The sequence below is a fragment of the Bowmanella pacifica genome (genome assembly GCF_014645355.1).
GTDB lineage: Bacteria > Pseudomonadota > Gammaproteobacteria > Enterobacterales > Alteromonadaceae > Bowmanella > Bowmanella pacifica.
Window position 1 is genome coordinate 230,273 of sequence record NZ_BMLS01000004.1, and the last position, 15,942, is coordinate 246,214.

Sequence of the window (15,942 nt, forward strand, 5' to 3'; positions counted from 1 at the left end):
CGGATTATTCTATGTCCAGCGGCTCGGGAGAAAGGATAATACCGGTGCTATCAGCATAGAGGTGATCTTCGGGTAAGAAAGTCACGCCACCAAAATTCACCGCAATGTCCACTTCACCTATTTGCTCGTATTCGGCAGACACAGGAATAGATGCCAGCGCATGTACACCGATATCCATATCTTCCAGGGTATCAACATCACGCACACTGCCATAACAAACAATGCCTTCCCATTCGTTCTCAATGGCTAACTGGGCGGTATTGGCATCAAGCAAGGCACGGCGCAGCGAACCGCCACCGTCCACCAGCAAGACTTTACCTTTGCCGGGTTGTTGCAGGACTTTTTCAATCAGTCCTTTGTCCTCGAAACACTTAATAGTGGTAATGGCTCCGCCATACGAACGGCGACCACCGTAGTTAACGAACATGGGTTCAACTACGTCGACATTATCGGCGAACAGGTCACATAGCTCTGAAGTGTTATAATCCATGAGGGTTCCATCTGCATTGAGTGGGTTGCAGCCCAGTATACTAAGACTGTTTCGGGGCTGTCCATCCGAAAGCGGCAGGTTGACTAAGCAGATATCAGAAACTTGCTTTGAGGATGATTTACACGCATAAACAGCTGCTTATGTCATCAAGTCTTCTTACAATTGTCACCGTCTATTCACATAGGCTTCTTAGGATTGGCTGGCAACTGAGCAAGGTTTATGGTTATGAACTTATTTGCCCGCGCTGACACACAACTTTTCTACTGGCTGTTCAACAAAACCGCCGGAAGAAACTGTGCACCGATTCGCTGGATATCCCGCACCGGTGACGGGCACCTCTACCTGATATTGGGCTTGATACTGTGGTTTTTTGAGCCAACCCACGGTGATTTATTTTTGTATACAGCCTTACTGGCTTATGCGCTGGAGCTGCCCATTTATGTGGTGCTGAAAAAGTTGTTTAAACGCACCCGTCCTTGCGACTTATTGCGGAACTTTAACGCCCATATTTCACCTTCAGACAAGTTCAGTTTGCCTTCCGGTCACACCGCTGCCGCCTTTCTGATGGCCTCGTTGATTGCCCACTACTACCCGGTATTTGCATTGCCGGTCTATGCCTGGGCAGCGACCATTGGCCTGTCCAGGGTACTGTTGGGGGTGCATTATCCCAGCGACATTCTGGCTGGGATCTGCTTGGGCATGACCATTTCTGTGTTTAGCTTATCTTTGTTAGCCTAACCCCCATTCACGCTGTTTTGCGAATTAGCCTGCTTATGAAATTACTGCTCACCCACAATCTATCCCTTGGTTTACTGCCATCTGGGAAAAGGAAGTTAGCATGAAGATACTCTACGGGGTGCAAGGCACAGGTAACGGACATACCACCAGAGCCAGAGTGATGGCCAAGGCCTTTAATCTGCGAGACGACGTGCAAGTGGATTATCTGTTCTCCGGCCGAGAACAAAGTCGTTATTTTGATATGCAGGTATTTGGACAATATCAGACCCGCGCCGGATTCACCTTTGTGCATCACAATGGTGCGGTTGATATCTGGCGAACCATCAAGGCATTCCGACCTGTCCGTTTTATCCGAGATGTTATGTCATTGGATTTGCAGGGCTACGATTTAGTCATCAACGACTTTGAGCCCATCAGCGCCTGGGCGGCACGACGCCAGAAGGTACCCTGTATTTCTATCAGCCACCAGGACGCCTTTCGCTACAATATTCCCAAACAGGGCGATAACTGGATGAATCGGCAGGTACTCAACTACTTCGCACCCTCTGATGTTCAGCTAGGCGTGCACTGGCATCACTTCGGCCATGCCATTATGCCGCCCTTTATTGAAGACGAATATATCCCTGACTCTGGCGCTGAACATGTGCTGGTCTACCTACCTTTTGAGTCGTTGCAGGATATCGCGCAGCTTCTGGACCCTCTGAGCGAGGTGAATTTTGTGTGTTTTCACCCGGATTTAAAGGAAAACACTGACCAGGGACATATCAAATGGCGGCGCACCAGCAAGGAAGGCTTTCATCAGGCCTTGCGGGTAGCCAGCGGCGTGATCGCGAATGGCGGTTTTGAATTGTCCAGCGAATGCCTGAAACTGGGCAAAAAGTTGTTGCTCAAGCCCTTGCATGGCCAGTTTGAACAGCTATCGAACATTCTCACTCTGGAACAGCTGGGTTTATGCCAAAGCATGTCGAGTCTGGATGTGGAAGAAGTGGAAACCTGGCTGGAATTGCCCCCCGCCGAGCCAATCGCCTTTCCCAGCGATCCACAATTGCTGGTTGATTGGTTACTTGCGGGTCAGTGGCAGGACACACATTCAATCTGTAGCCAGTTGTGGCAACAGGTTAGTTTTCCAGAGCGCCTGCAACAGCGGTTAAATGCTTACCAGGCAGCGCCATCGACAAAAATGTCGAGAACCTTTAGCTGAGGGCTACAACACCCGTGGTTCAAAGTCCTCGATAAAGGCATCAACAATCTCGCCGGCCTGGTCAATCAGAGCCGGGTCGAACTTGGCCACATGGAATAAGGCTTCCCCTTCATTGGCAATAGGGATATTCGACATACCGATAATCACGCCATCATGGGGTGAACGTATTGCCACTTCGTTGTCACCATAAGGGTTAGTGGAATAGGCCAGCACCTGATTTTTACTGACCAGTTCGCCCAGCCTTACCTTGCTGATAATCAGGCCATCCATTTCGTTACGCACCCACTGACTGCTGTTGCCCACCATAGGCTCAAACTTTCTGCGACTGCCCCGGCGAATGGACATCCCCAGATACTTCATCACATTGAGAATGCCATTTAGCCCGGTACGAATAGAGGCTTCATCAAAGCGCAGTGCTTCGCCAGCCTCATACAGAATGGAGTGAACCCCTAAATCCGAGGCACAAGAACGCAGCGAGCCATCTCTTTCCTTGGCATGCAAAATCAAGGGCGCATGGAATTCTTCAGCCATTTCCAATGCTACCGGGTCCTGTATATCGGTTCGCACCTGCGGCAAGTTACTGCGGTGAATGGCACCGGTATGCAAATCAATCAGGTGGGTCGCTCGCTGTAGCAATTGACTGTAAAACAAATGGGCCAGGCGGCTGCCCAGCGCACCGCGCTGAGAGCCGGGAAAACAGCGATTGAGATCCCGCCTGTCGGGCAAATAGCGGGTTTGCTGGATAAACCCAAAGACATTAACAATAGGCACCACCATCAAGGTACCACTGAGACGCTTGGGATTAACCTTTTTAATCAAACGACGGCAGATATCGATGCCATTTAGCTCATCACCGTGAATCGCAGCGCAGACCAACAACGTCGGCCCAGGTTTGACCCCGTGTAACACTTCCACATGCAGATCCATTGGCGTGTCATTGTACAAACGGGCGGCCGGTAGTTTAATCGCGCGCTGTGTTCCGGCAGGAATTCGCTGTTCGGCCAGCTCAAAGGCTGCCTGTCTTGCCATTAACCCTTACCCCGGGTACGGGTGCTGTGCGCCTTGGCGTTCTTTTCGATAAACTCAATAATCTTGTCTGCAACGTTCTTACCCGTTGCACTTTCAATGCCTTCCAGACCCGGTGAGGAGTTCACTTCCATCACCACAGGGCCGTGATTGGAGCGCAAAATATCCACACCCGCCACGTTCAAGCCCATAGTTCGGGCAGCGCGAACCGCAGTACTGCGTTCCTCGGGAGTCAAACGAATAATGGAGGCACTGCCGCCCCGATGCAGATTAGAGCGAAACTCACCCGGCTTAGCCTGGCGCTTCATCGCCGCGATGACCTTGTCGCCAATCACAAAACAGCGAATGTCCGCCCCGCCGGCTTCTTTAATATACTCCTGCACCATAATATCGGCTTTGAGGCCCATAAAGGCTTCAATAACACTCTCGGCCGCTTTGCGGGTCTCGGCCAGCACCACACCAATCCCCTGGGTGCCTTCCAGCAGCTTGATCACTAACGGCGCACCGCCGACCATTTCGATCAGATCCGGAATATTGCTAGCCTGATTGGCAAAGCCGGTAATAGGCAGACCAATGCCTTTACGAGACAACAGCTGCAAAGACCTGAGCTTGTCGCGACTGCGGCTGATAGCGACAGATTCGTTGACTGGGTAAACCCCCATCATTTCAAACTGGCGCAATACGGCCGTACCATAAAAGGTAATCGAGGCACCAATACGAGGGATGATGGCATCAAACTCGGGAAGCTCCTTGCCTTTGATATGCACGGAGGAACTCTGCATATTGATGTTCATATAACATTTCAGGGGGTCAATAACATGCACTTCGTGCCCCCTGGCCTCACCGGCTTCTTTTAAGCGCCTGGTGGAATACAGACTGTTGTTACGCGAAAGAACAGCGATTCTCATGGTACGAAACCTTGTAAAAGTAACTATGATCCGTACCTGCGCATCGTCACAGGTGCGGAACCTTAAATGCTGATTTAATCCCAATCACCAGGAACAGGGGCTGCACCCGACAGAGGCTCAGTGTGGCAGCCGCGAGTTCCTTTTTCAAATGAATGAGATGATGTTCCTTATGATGATCTTCAGCTATCTGGCTGGCCGAGCAGATACGATGCCTGGGGATCAACCAAGAATCGTGCGCACATGGCTTGTCGCCCCAACAGCATGCGAAACCGCATGGAATCGCGGTTAGTCAGCGTCAGCTCAATTGGAAAACGCTGTCCCGCCATTTCCAACTCGGTCTCGACCACAAAGCGCTCTTCTTCATGGCCGCCTGAGTCGCGTACCTTGCGCCTGTCTAGCAGCCTGGCTTCGCAGACATGCTCTATCTCATTATTGTCCTGAACAGGGTGCAAATGGATACGAACCCAGGTTTCGCCATCCCGCTCAAAAGGTTCTAATGCGAAGGCATGCAGACAAGACGTTTTAGCGCCAGTGTCGACTTTCATTTTAATCTGCTCGATGCCCAGTTGGGGTAAACCGCCCCACTCCCTCCAGCCTAGTGTAATCATGTGTTTATCCTGGATTTAAGCCAAAGGCTTTGTGCTTGCTTAAATTGTGCTGCGATATAGCACGATTGGCAAAAGTTTCCAAAAGAAAATACATTTTCAAGACGAATTAAACGGGCCATGAGACCTTTGCGCTGTATTTGCCAAAAAATTGGTCTATCATGCCAGCTAGCAGCCATAGCCGGGGGCGATGGGGCATCAGCCCAAGGGACAAACATCGTCAGAACAAGGATTTTCAGGAGAAGCCTTTGCTGAACTCATTACGCACTAAGTTGACGTTATCCATGCTGATTACCAGCTTGGCAGCTATTAGTGTTATGGCACTTATTACCCCCTGGTTATTAGAACAGCGTTTTATCAGTGAAGCCAAGGATGTGCATTTCAAACGCTTTGTTCGCGCCATTGAAGAGTTTCGCCAGGAACATGGTGAATGGGGCGGCCCGCAATCAGCCCTGTTGATAAATCAATACCTGACTACTCGCCAGCCACATTCGGCCTCTTCCCCCGGACGACGCCCACCTGTCCCCACCACGTCACTGGCAGACAACTTTCGCTTTGTATTAGCCGATCAACAGGGCTATATCTTCCTGCCCTTTTTTGAGTTTGAGCTTGGTCAGCAACTGTCTGCCGAGCAGATAGAGCAAGCGTCACCACTCTTATCCGGCGGTGAATTGGTTGGCTATGCCTTAAGCGGTGGAGAATTACCGCTTACCGAGCAGGATAAATCTTATTTAATGATTCAGAGTCGCAGCATGCTAATTGGTGCGGCGGCGGGTTTAGCGGTCACCTTACTGCTCAGTCTGACCATGGGTAGCCAATTGGTTAAGCACATGCGGGCATTGACACGGGCTGCCATCGAAATGAGTAAAGGCAACCTCAACCAGCGTGTACAGGTCGAGGGTAAGGACGAAGTGGCGCTGCTCGCCAGGGAGTTTAATCGTATGGCGCAAGAGCTGAGCAACACCTATGCTGAGCTTAAAGCCTCTAACGAAACCATTAAGGCCCAGGCGGAAGCCCTGCAGGAACTATCCTTACGGGATGAGCTGACCGGTTTGCATAACCGTCGTTACTTTAACCAGCAGTTTCGTATGCTTCATCACCAGGCTATCCGCTATCAGGATACGCTGGCATTGGCCCTGGGTGATATCGACAACTTCAAACAGATTAATGACAGATTCTCACATCAAATTGGCGATGCCGTACTTAAACAGGTTGCCATCCTAATGCAGGATGAAATTCGTGACGCCGACATTCTGTGCCGTTACGGCGGTGAGGAATTCGTTATCCTAATGGCCCATACCGACAAACATCAGGCAGAAGGCCTGGTTGACCGGGTACGCGCTAAGGTCGAAGCCTGGCCATGGGAAAAATTAGCCAAAGATCTGCAGGTAACTATTAGTTTTGGCATCAGTGACAAGCTCGACAGCGACCTGGGCCATAGCATGTTGGTAGAAGCCGACAATCGTCTCTATCAGGCCAAGGATCTTGGTCGCAATCGTGTGTGTGTCTGACCAGTCAGGCTGTCGACTCTATCCCCTGGGCTTACTGGTCGCCCTGCTGCCACTATTGACGACCCATCTCTGTCTGCTACTCAACTTTAGTCAGGAGACTTTGGCTTGGTGCAACCCTTACTGGCTGGATTGTCACAGCATCAGTGCTACCGGTCGTCAGGGTGTCGCTTATTTCGTTTTTAAGGGCGGTATGCTGCCTGCTATGTTACTGCTGGCTTTGTATTGGTGGTTAAATCAATATTGGCTACGCCACCATTTTACACACAAGGTTTTTGCAATTGGCTGGCTTGGAAGCTTGGCCAGCGTAGCGCTGAGTGTGTATACCCTGAGTCTTGGCCATGATGGCGATATCCCCTATCTGCTCAGACGCACCGGGGTTGTCACTTACCTTGGGTTGACCTTTATCTGCCAGCTTATATTGGCCGCTACGCTCTCTCAATCGCCCTTAACCCGCAGCACTGGACGTCATTTGCTGACGCTCAGCACACTGACCTTATCGCTTGCCCTACTCTCACTTGCACTGGACGCAAGTATGGGCGAGGGGTATGAACGCATAGAAAATGCGGTGGAATGGAGCTTAATTTTACTCCTCAACCTGCATGTATTGCTCAGTGTCAGGTTGTGGAAACGCCTGGGCGTGCGAATGACCTTACAGCACCAATAAAAAAGGGCCCGCAGGCCCATTTTTACAAGATAAAACGACTTAAGTCTTCGTCTTCCACCAGGCTGTCCAGGTGGCCTTTCACATAGTCAGCGTCGATAAGCAGCTTTTCACCCTGCTTCTCCGAGGCGGAGAACGAGATCTCCTCCATCAGTTTTTCCATGACCGTATGCAAACGTCGTGCACCGATATTCTCGGTACGTTCATTCACTTGCCAGGCAGCCTGGGCAATACGCTCGATACCATCCTGGGTAAATGCTACATCGACGCCCTCGGTGCGCATCAGCTCAACATATTGTTCGGTCAGCGAGGCATTGGGCTCAGTCAGAATGCGGATAAAGTCATTGGCTGTCAGTGCACTCAGTTCCACCCGGATGGGTAAACGGCCTTGTAATTCGGGGATCAAATCAGAAGGCTTGGCCATCTGAAATGCGCCGGAAGCAATAAACAAAATATGGTCGGTTTTCACCATACCGTGTTTAGTGCTCACCGTAGAACCTTCCACCAACGGCAGCAAATCACGCTGAACCCCCTCGCGGGACACGTCTGCGCCATTGGTATTTTCACGTTTGCAGATCTTGTCTATCTCATCGATAAACACGATGCCATGCTGCTCAACGTTGAACAGGGCCTTTTCTTTCAGGTCTTCCTGGTTTACCAGACGGGCCGCTTCTTCTTCAATCAACAGCTTAAAGGCTTCTTTCACCTTCAGCTTCTTCTTCTTTTTCTGCGTGCCGGACAGGTTCTGGAACATGCTCTGCAGTTGGTTGGTCATTTCTTCCATACCTGGCGGCGCCATAATTTCCACGCCCATTTGCGGCAAAGCGACATCCACATCAATCTCTTTGTCGTCTAGCTGACCTTCGCGCAATTTCTTACGAAACGCCTGGCGGGTACCTTTGTCCTGGCCTTCTTCGCGCTCTCCCCAGGCATTCTCGGGACGCGGCAACAGGGCGTCCAGAATCCGCTCTTCGGCCGCTTCTTCGGCACGATAACGAACCTTGGTCATTTCCTGTTCTTTGGTCATTTTCACAGAAATATCTGCCAGGTCGCGAATAATCGCTTCCACTTCCTTACCGACGTAGCCCACCTCGGTAAACTTAGTGGCTTCAACCTTAATGAAGGGGGCGTTGGCCAGTTTTGCCAGGCGGCGAGCAATCTCGGTTTTCCCCACACCAGTGGGGCCTATCATCAGGATATTCTTAGGCGTAACTTCATGGCGCAACTCTTCATTAAGCTGCATGCGACGCCAGCGGTTACGCAATGCGATAGCAACTGCACGCTTAGCGCCTTGCTGGCCAATAATATGACGGTCCAATTCATGGACAATTTCTCTGGGGGTCATTTCCGACATGGATAAACCTTTTTCAATCTAAATCGTTTCTTGCGCCACGCTGGCGCGGAAGCATAAAGCCCAGCTATCCAGGCTTTTACGCTGCTATCAGTAATCTAATTGCTCGACGGTGTGATTTTGGTTTGTGAACACACAAATATCACCGGCAATGGTCAAACTGTTCTCTGCTATTTCACGGGCACTTAATTCGGTATTTTGCAGTAAGGCAGTGGCGGCAGCTTGCGCAAAGGGGCCACCCGAACCTATGGCAATCAAATCCATCTCGGGCTGCAATACATCGCCATTACCGGTAATGATCAGAGAAGCCGTTTCATCGGCCACCGCCAATAACGCTTCCAGTTTTCGCAGCATTCGATCGGTGCGCCAGTCTTTCGCCAGCTCCACGGCGGCTCGCATCAAATGCCCTTGATGTATCTCCAATTTGGACTCAAATCGCTCAAACAGGGTAAACGCATCAGCAGTGCCACCGGCAAATCCAGCCAGTACTTTATTCTGATAAAGACGACGCACTTTGCGGGCATTTCCCTTCATTACGGTATTGCCCAGAGACACCTGACCATCCCCGGCGATCACCACTTGGTTGTTGCGTCTTACTGAAACTATCGTAGTCACTCGGACTCCTTAAGAATGTCTATCTGCCTGTCGGCCGATTCTATGAGATTAGTCAGTATTTGGGGGTAAGCCGGAAATTTTCAAGTGAGGTTCGGGTCATGCCGACAATTGCTCCGTCAATTGAATTCCTTGACCCTCCCTGCCCGCTTGCTTATAAATAGCGTTCGGTTTCCAAACCAACAGAACCATGTCTGCAAAGCACCCCATTATCGCCATTACCGGTTCGTCCGGTGCCGGCACCACCACAACCACTAACGCTATACGTCATATTTTTCGCAACCTGGGGCTCAATGCTGCATTGGTTGAGGGGGATAGCTTTCACCGTTATACCCGGCCAGAAATGGAAGTCGAAATCCGTAAAGCCCAGGAACAAGGGCGCCATATCAGCTATTTCGGCCCCCGAGCCAATGACTTTGTGTTACTGGAGAGTTTGTTTAAAGAGTACGGTGAAACCGGCACAGGTAAATATCGTCATTATCTGCATAGCTTTGATGATGCGGTACCCTTTAATCAAATGCCCGGCACTTTTACGCCCTGGCAGGATCTCCCGAGAAGCACTGATTTACTCTTCTATGAAGGCTTGCATGGTGGCGTAGTTACGGAAGAGGCCGATGCCGCCAAACATGTTGATCTGCTGGTTGGCATGGTGCCCATCGTTAACCTGGAATGGATACAAAAAATTGTCAGAGACACGACTGACAGGGGCCACTCCCGTGAAGCGGTCATGAGTAGCATAGTGCGCAGCATGGATGATTATTTCCAGTATATTACCCCGCAGTTTTCCCGCACCCATGTCAATTTCCAACGTGTTCCCACGGTAGATACCTCTAACCCGTTCAGCGCCAGAGAAATTCCATCTCATGATGAAAGCTATGTAGTGGTGCGTTTTCGCCGCGAAATGAAAAACGTTAATTACCCCTACTTATTGCAAATGATCGACGGTGCATTTATGTCCAGAATCAATACCATAGTGGTACCTGGCGGTAAGATGGGGCTGGCCATGGAGCTGATACTCTCACCACTGATTGAGGAATTAATGGATAAGAAACGCCGGGCCAGCTTTCAAATGGATTGGGTCGCGGAGAAATAAACCCAACGGCAGATGCAAAGGCTTTTGCATCTGCCCTGCAACTCAGAATTCGGCTTCCACCACCTCAAAACTGTGACCAACTTCAACAGATTTGCCCAACATAATGGAAACTGAGCAGTATTTTTCTGCTGACAGATTTACCGCCCGTTCCACATGTTTTTCACTCACGCCCTGCCCACTCACAACAAAGTGCAGATGTAGCTTAGTAAATACCGCTGGCACAGCATCGGCACGCTCTGCGCTGAGCTTCACCTCGACACCAGAAACTTTTTGTTTGGCTTTTTTAAGGATACTAACCACATCCACAGATGCGCAGCTACCAGCTGCCATCATCACCATTTCCATCGGTGTGGCGGCAGTCTGCTTATCGCCATCCATCACTACGGCGTGACCGCTGTCAGAAGTACCGATAAAACGGTAACCATCCAGCCATTTTACTGATGCTTGCATGTTTTACTCCCAGTTCGCCGCCTTCGCAGATACGGCTTATATTGTCGTCGCACTATTTTGCCTAAAGCCACCAGCTAACGCCAGTAAGCTGCACTCCACAAACTTTGTAACAACTGCCCTGAAGGACAGGCAAGCTTTTAATTTATTTATGCTTTACCTTATAGTAACAGTTACTACGCTAGGTTGGTTACGCCCTGTTCAAGTGCGCCTTACCAGCCGGGTCGTCTTGTTTAGGTGAAGAGAATAATGGGACAGGAAACACCAAAGGTTCTGGTAGTCGATGATGATATGCGCTTGCGCAGTCTGTTAGAGCGCTATTTGGTAGAACAAAGCTACCAGGTCAGAACTGCCGCCAATGCCGAACAAATGGACCGCCTCCTGGAACGGGAGAACTTCCACTTAATGGTGCTGGATTTGATGCTGCCCGGTGAAGACGGCTTGTCTATTTGCCGGCGCTTAAGGCAGAAGGAAAACGAAATTCCCATTATTATGCTGACCGCCAAAGGCGATGAAGTGGATCGTATTATTGGCCTGGAAATGGGAGCCGATGATTACCTGCCAAAGCCCTTTAATCCGCGTGAACTCTTAGCGCGCATCAAAGCCGTATTACGACGCCGCACCACAGAAGCACCTGGCGCCCCTTCGCAAGAAGAACAAATAGTTATTTTTGGTAAATACCAACTTAATCTGGCAACTCGGGAAATGACCGCCGATGGTCAGCCTATGACCTTAACCAGCGGCGAGTTTGCCGTGCTGAAATCCTTGGTTACCCACCCCAGAACTCCCCTGTCCCGCGACAAGCTGATGAACTTGGCTCGCGGACGTGATTACAGTGCCCTGGAGCGCAGTATTGATGTGCAAGTCTCCCGATTACGTCGCATGCTTGAAGAAGACCCGGCTAACCCACGTTATATACAAACCGTATGGGGCTTGGGCTACGTTTTCGTACCCGATGGCGAGAAGAAGAATAATTAGTCTGACTAATTAGAATCATTATGCGCCTGCTGCCTAAAAGCGCCTTTGGCCAGACAGTCTTATTAATTGGTTTATTGTTACTGATAAACCAGGTGGTCTCGTACCTGTCTGTCACTTATTACTTTATCCGCCCCACTTACCAGCAGATCAATCATTTGCTGGCCAATCAGGTAAATGTGATTTTTCTGGAAGGCCTGGATCACCAGGATCCTAAACTGCATGAGAAATTCTTCGAAGCCACAGGCATTCAAATCCTGTCTGAGGCTGAGGCACGTAAACAAGGTTTAGATCAGGCCAGGCACTATTCGTCATTATCTCGGCAGATGTCGACCCGACTTGGCGGCAGTGCCGATGTACGTATTACCCCTGGTGCCCCTTATCTGTTCTGGGTTAATCCTCCGCAAGACCGCAACTTATGGATAACCATTCCCATGCAAGGGCTGGGAGAAACCGATATCTCGCCACTGACCATTTACTTGATGGTTATTGGGGTACTGAGTGTCGCCGGCGGCTGGCTGTTTGTCAGGCGTTTAAACAAACCCTTGCAAGCGTTGCAGCAGGCAGCGCTAGCCGTGGCCAGAGGTAATTTCCCTCCCCCCTTGAAGGAGGAAGGGTCGAGCGAAATCATGGCGGTAACCCGGGCATTTAACCAAATGTCCAGAGGTATAAAGCAATTGGAAGATGACCGGGCCTTGCTAACCGCCGGTATTTCCCATGATTTACGCACCCCGCTGACCCGCATCAGACTGGCAACCGAGATGCTGCCGGACGAACAAGCCTGGGTGAGAGACGGTATTAACCACGACATTGAAGATATGAACGATATTATCGATCAGTTCATCAACTATGTGCGTCAGGATCGCCAGGAAAAGTTGGAGCGAGTCAATCTGAACAGCTTGATCGATGATGTTGTGCGGGTCAGAAATATCGAGGAAAATCATCAAATTGATCTTAACCTGGCGGAATTGCCCGACCTGCAACTACGTAAGGTTGCGATTAAGCGGGTACTGGACAACCTGATTGAAAATGCCTTTCGCTATGGCAGCCGGCACATTGAAATCAGCTCCGCCTACGATAAAAAACGCAAGACCGTCAGCTTTAGCGTGCGTGACCAGGGGCCGGGCATTCCAGAAGATCAAATCGAAAACCTGTTTCAACCCTTCACGCAAGGGGATAAGGCGCGCGGCAGCCTCGGCTCGGGCCTGGGACTGGCCATTATCAAACGTATCGTTGACATGCACCTTGGCAGTATCAGTCTGACCAATCATCCTCAGGGTGGATTGGTGGCCAGAGTAGTATTGCCCTGTAAACTTGAAAACGCGGCTAAGCACCGCTGATTCATCAGCAAAAAATTTATTTACAATTTTTTCACCACACCAGGCACCGTTAACCCCCTTGTCAATTGCTAGGCCATTTTTAGCTGGTTATAGTGGTTGCGCACCAGCCACATCGGTGTGACAACAACAACTACAGCAAGGAATTACCATGTCATACAAAGTCGTCGCACTGGCTGCGGCATTGACGATGCTCGGCTGCAGCCCCAAGCCGGCCGATACCGGCACCGAGGCGCTGGCAGATAAACTGGCCAAACAAGCTCCTGAAGCGTCCAGCCCGGTCAGTTTCAAGGTGCCGGTTCACTACAGCACGCTAGATAACGGCCTGAAAGTGGTCATCTCACCCGATGATACGGCCCCCATCGCCACCGTCGGGGTGTACTACAACATAGGTTTTCGTATCGAGCCCAAGGACAGAACGGGTTTTGCCCACCTGTTCGAACATATGATGTTTCAGGGTTCTGAAAACCTCGGCAAAATGGAATTTATCAGTCTGGTGCAAAACAACGGCGGTGTATTGAACGGCTCCACCCGCTTTGACTACACCAACTACTTCGAAATCGTGCCAGCGCACAAAGTGGAGACCATGTTGTGGGCGGAGGCCGATCGCATGAAAGGTCTGGCCATCACTCAGGAGAATCTGACCAACCAGCAAGGGGTGGTCAAGAACGAAGTAAAAGTAAATGTACTGAATCAACCTTATGGGGGATTCCCTTGGTTGGATATGCCGCAGTACGCCTTTAATAACTGGTACAACGCCCATAATTTCTACGGTGACCTGGCCGATCTTGATGCCGCCACCCTGGAAGATGTGCAGGCTTTTTTCGATATGTATTACGCGCCCAATAACGCAGTGGTTGTGGTCGTGGGTGACGTGAACGTGGAAGAAACCTTGGCTATGGTCACCAAATACTTTGGTGACTTACCCGCCGCCGAGCTGGCAGCCCAGCCTGACCTGACCGAACTGCGCCAGGAGCAAGAAAAACGCTTTAACAAGTTTGACCGCCTGGCGCCAAAACCCGCCTTTGCCTTTGCTTACAAAATGCCGCCTCGTAATACCCCTGAGTACTATGCGATGGGCATCATTGACCAGCTACTGGTGCAGGGCGATGACAGTTTGTTGCATCAGGAACTGGTTAAAGACAAACAACTGACCGGCGATGTAGGCGGCGGCATCAACTACCTGCTCGGTAATATGTTCAACTACAACGGGCCCATGCTGTGGATGAGCTCCTTTACTCACGACGAGCAGCACAGTGAAAAGGAACTGGTCGCGGCAGTTGACGCTGTTATTGCCAGACTGGCCGAGCAGCCTATCGATGAAAAAGATGTGCAGCGGGCACTGGTGAAACTGCGCTCGGATTTGTTCGACAACATCGACGGTTTTTACGGCTTCGGTAAGCTGGATTTGCTCGCTAGCTTTGCGCTGTTTGACAACAACCCAGCCCGAATCAACGAACTGGAAGCGAATTTCAAAGCTGTCACACCAGAGCTGATCAAGGCGACGGTTAAGGAATATCTACGTCCGGGAAACCGCACCATCCTTACCCTGACTCCGGGTGAAGAGCCAGCCCAAACGCAGCAAGGAGAACAACAATGAAAAATATCGCTATAGCCCTGTGCGCGCTGCTGCTGAGTGGTACCAGCCTGGCAAAAGAGCTGCCACCAGCCGGTGGCCAGCCGAAAGATTTCAAACTGACCCAAACACGGGATATCCAGCTTGAAAACGGCTTGACGGTGACCTTTGTCCATTATGGAAAAACCCCGAAAGTCACACTGCGGCTAATCACCGATACCGGCAACGTCGATGATAATGGCAAAGATGCTGTCTCCGACATCAGCTATCAATTGCTAACCGAAGGTAGCCAAAACCTCAGTGGCAAACAGATTGCTGAAGCCGCCGCTGACATGGGTGGACAGGTTAATACCTCAGTTGGCCCGAACAGCAGCTTCCTGCAAATGGATGTACTTAGTGAGTTCGCTCCCGATGCAGTAAATCTGTTAGCCGGGTTGGCATTACATCCAAAGTTTACAGAGTCAGACCTGCAGCGTGCTGTGACAAACTTTGTCAGAGACCTGAAAGTCAGTAAGTCTCAGGCACAGAGTCAGGCCACAGAGGCATTTTATCAGGCCCTGTATGGCACTCACCCCTATGCCAATGTACTTGCCGACGAAGCTAAGGTACAAGGGTTAACCCTGGCCGACGTGCGAGCTTATGTTGAGACCAACCTGGTGGCTAAACGCAGTCATTTATATGTCTCTGGTCAGTTTGACGAAAAGCAGACCGAGCAGGCGATTCGCCAAGCCTTTGCCACTATGTCCGCAGGACAAAGCAGAACACTGGCCAAACCCGAGATGCAAGATAACGCCAGCCTGGTGTTTATTGACCGTCCTGAAGCGCCCCAGTCAACACTGCGCCTGGGACTGCCGGTGGTAGACCCCTCGCACCCTGACTATATCGGCCTGAACGTCATGAATACCTTGTTGGGCGGCGCATTTTCCAGCCGTATTACCAGCAATATTCGTGAAGACAAGGGCTACACCTATTCCCCAGGCAGCAGCGTTGCGTCAAGGGTGGGAGCAGCCCTGTGGTATGAGGCCGCAGATGTGACCGCCGAGTCCACCGGCGCAGCCATTGCCGAGATCGTCAAAGAAATTAAGCGTCTGCAAACTGAAGCACCGTCGGTGGCAGAACTGGATGGCTTCAAAAACTACCTGTCGGGTATTTACGTGCTGCAAAACTCTTCCCGTACCGCCATTATTAACCAGCTGTGGAATTTAAAGAGCCATGGCTTGCCCTTGTCGCGGTTGGAAACCTACTTGCAAAGCGTTAACGCCCTGACACCGGAGCAGGTGTCTGCATTAGCGGCTAAGTATCTGCCCATGGATAAGATGACCCTGGTGGTTGTCGGCGATCCATCGGTGCGCGAGCAACTAACACAAGTCCCTGAACTAAAAGAGTTATTTAAGCTCTAAGAAAAAACCGA

16 protein-coding genes are annotated in these 15,942 nt (G+C 50.7%); 9 read left to right on the forward strand and 7 right to left on the reverse strand.

Features of this window, described 5'->3' with window-relative positions; all coding sequences use genetic code 11:
* Positions 1–4: 4 nt before the first annotated feature.
* Positions 5–490, reverse strand: coding sequence for a ribonuclease E activity regulator RraA (rraA, locus tag IEX02_RS13870; protein ID WP_188696330.1), 486 nt, complete (start codon positions 488–490; stop codon positions 5–7).
* Positions 491–715: 225 nt separating this feature from the next.
* Between rraA and IEX02_RS13875 the strand changes: the two genes are divergently transcribed.
* Positions 716–1,228, forward strand: a complete 513-nt coding sequence (locus tag IEX02_RS13875) for a phosphatase PAP2 family protein (RefSeq protein WP_373285010.1) — start codon at positions 716–718, stop codon at positions 1,226–1,228.
* A gap of 100 nt (positions 1,229–1,328) precedes the next feature.
* On the forward strand, positions 1,329–2,429 hold the full coding sequence (locus IEX02_RS13880; RefSeq protein ID WP_188696335.1) for an MJ1255/VC2487 family glycosyltransferase: 1,101 nt from the start codon (positions 1,329–1,331) through the stop codon (positions 2,427–2,429).
* A gap of 3 nt (positions 2,430–2,432) precedes the next feature.
* On the opposite strand, the gene IEX02_RS13885 is transcribed toward IEX02_RS13880, so the two are convergent.
* The 3 genes from IEX02_RS13885 to IEX02_RS13895 all read right to left on the reverse strand — a co-directional run bounded on the left by IEX02_RS13885 (position 2,433) and on the right by IEX02_RS13895 (position 4,971).
* Positions 2,433–3,458, reverse strand: a complete 1,026-nt coding sequence (locus IEX02_RS13885) for a succinylglutamate desuccinylase/aspartoacylase family protein (protein WP_188696337.1) — start codon at positions 3,456–3,458, stop codon at positions 2,433–2,435.
* Positions 3,458–4,363 (reverse strand): 30S ribosomal protein S6--L-glutamate ligase, encoded by a 906-nt coding sequence (gene rimK / locus IEX02_RS13890; protein ID WP_188696340.1) that lies wholly within the window; start codon positions 4,361–4,363, stop codon positions 3,458–3,460. The genes IEX02_RS13885 and rimK overlap by 1 nt, the downstream gene beginning before the upstream one ends.
* A 179-nt stretch (positions 4,364–4,542) precedes the next feature.
* The gene (locus tag IEX02_RS13895) at positions 4,543–4,971 is read right to left on the reverse strand and encodes an ATP-dependent zinc protease family protein (RefSeq protein WP_188696343.1); all 429 of its coding nucleotides are present in this window, start codon (positions 4,969–4,971) and stop codon (positions 4,543–4,545) included.
* A gap of 245 nt (positions 4,972–5,216) precedes the next feature.
* Here IEX02_RS13895 and IEX02_RS13900 point away from each other — a divergent pair, with 245 nt between their 5' ends.
* A complete protein-coding gene (locus tag IEX02_RS13900) occupies positions 5,217–6,479 on the forward strand; it encodes a GGDEF domain-containing protein (protein ID WP_188696345.1) in 1,263 nt (420 codons plus the stop codon).
* The gene (locus IEX02_RS13905) at positions 6,472–7,143 is read left to right on the forward strand and encodes a hypothetical protein (protein ID WP_188696348.1); all 672 of its coding nucleotides are present in this window, start codon (positions 6,472–6,474) and stop codon (positions 7,141–7,143) included. Before IEX02_RS13900 ends, IEX02_RS13905 begins: the two co-directional genes overlap by 8 nt.
* Before the next feature lie 22 nt (positions 7,144–7,165).
* On the opposite strand, the gene hslU is transcribed toward IEX02_RS13905, so the two are convergent.
* Positions 7,166–8,494, reverse strand: a complete 1,329-nt coding sequence (hslU, locus tag IEX02_RS13910) for an ATP-dependent protease ATPase subunit HslU (protein WP_188696351.1) — start codon at positions 8,492–8,494, stop codon at positions 7,166–7,168.
* A gap of 87 nt (positions 8,495–8,581) precedes the next feature.
* Positions 8,582–9,106 carry an ATP-dependent protease subunit HslV gene (hslV, locus tag IEX02_RS13915; RefSeq protein ID WP_188696353.1) on the reverse strand — a complete coding sequence of 175 codons (525 nt, stop codon included), beginning with the start codon at positions 9,104–9,106 and terminating at the stop codon, positions 8,582–8,584.
* Positions 9,107–9,293: 187 nt separating this feature from the next.
* Here hslV and IEX02_RS13920 point away from each other — a divergent pair, with 187 nt between their 5' ends.
* Complete coding sequence (locus IEX02_RS13920; RefSeq protein WP_188696357.1) at positions 9,294–10,196, forward strand: phosphoribulokinase; 903 nt, start codon at positions 9,294–9,296, stop codon at positions 10,194–10,196.
* 42 nt (positions 10,197–10,238) lie between these two features.
* Here IEX02_RS13920 and IEX02_RS13925 read toward each other — a convergent pair whose 3' ends face one another.
* Positions 10,239–10,646, reverse strand: a complete 408-nt coding sequence (locus IEX02_RS13925; RefSeq protein WP_188696361.1) for an OsmC family protein — start codon at positions 10,644–10,646, stop codon at positions 10,239–10,241.
* A 246-nt stretch (positions 10,647–10,892) separates the two neighbouring features.
* Between IEX02_RS13925 and ompR the strand changes: the two genes are divergently transcribed.
* The 4 genes from ompR (at position 10,893) to IEX02_RS13945 (ending at position 15,931) form a co-directional block, all read left to right on the forward strand.
* A complete protein-coding gene (gene ompR, locus IEX02_RS13930) occupies positions 10,893–11,621 on the forward strand; it encodes an osmolarity response regulator transcription factor OmpR (RefSeq protein WP_188696365.1) in 729 nt (242 codons plus the stop codon).
* 20 nt (positions 11,622–11,641) lie between these two features.
* Positions 11,642–12,958 (forward strand): two-component system sensor histidine kinase EnvZ, encoded by a 1,317-nt coding sequence (envZ, locus tag IEX02_RS13935; RefSeq protein ID WP_188696368.1) that lies wholly within the window; start codon positions 11,642–11,644, stop codon positions 12,956–12,958.
* 148 nt (positions 12,959–13,106) lie between these two features.
* Entirely contained in the window at positions 13,107–14,555 is a 1,449-nt protein-coding gene (locus IEX02_RS13940; RefSeq protein WP_229702225.1) for a M16 family metallopeptidase, read from the forward strand.
* Positions 14,552–15,931, forward strand: a complete 1,380-nt coding sequence (locus IEX02_RS13945) for a M16 family metallopeptidase (RefSeq protein ID WP_188696371.1) — start codon at positions 14,552–14,554, stop codon at positions 15,929–15,931. The genes IEX02_RS13940 and IEX02_RS13945 overlap by 4 nt, the downstream gene beginning before the upstream one ends.
* The last annotated feature ends 11 nt before the right edge of the window (positions 15,932–15,942 follow it).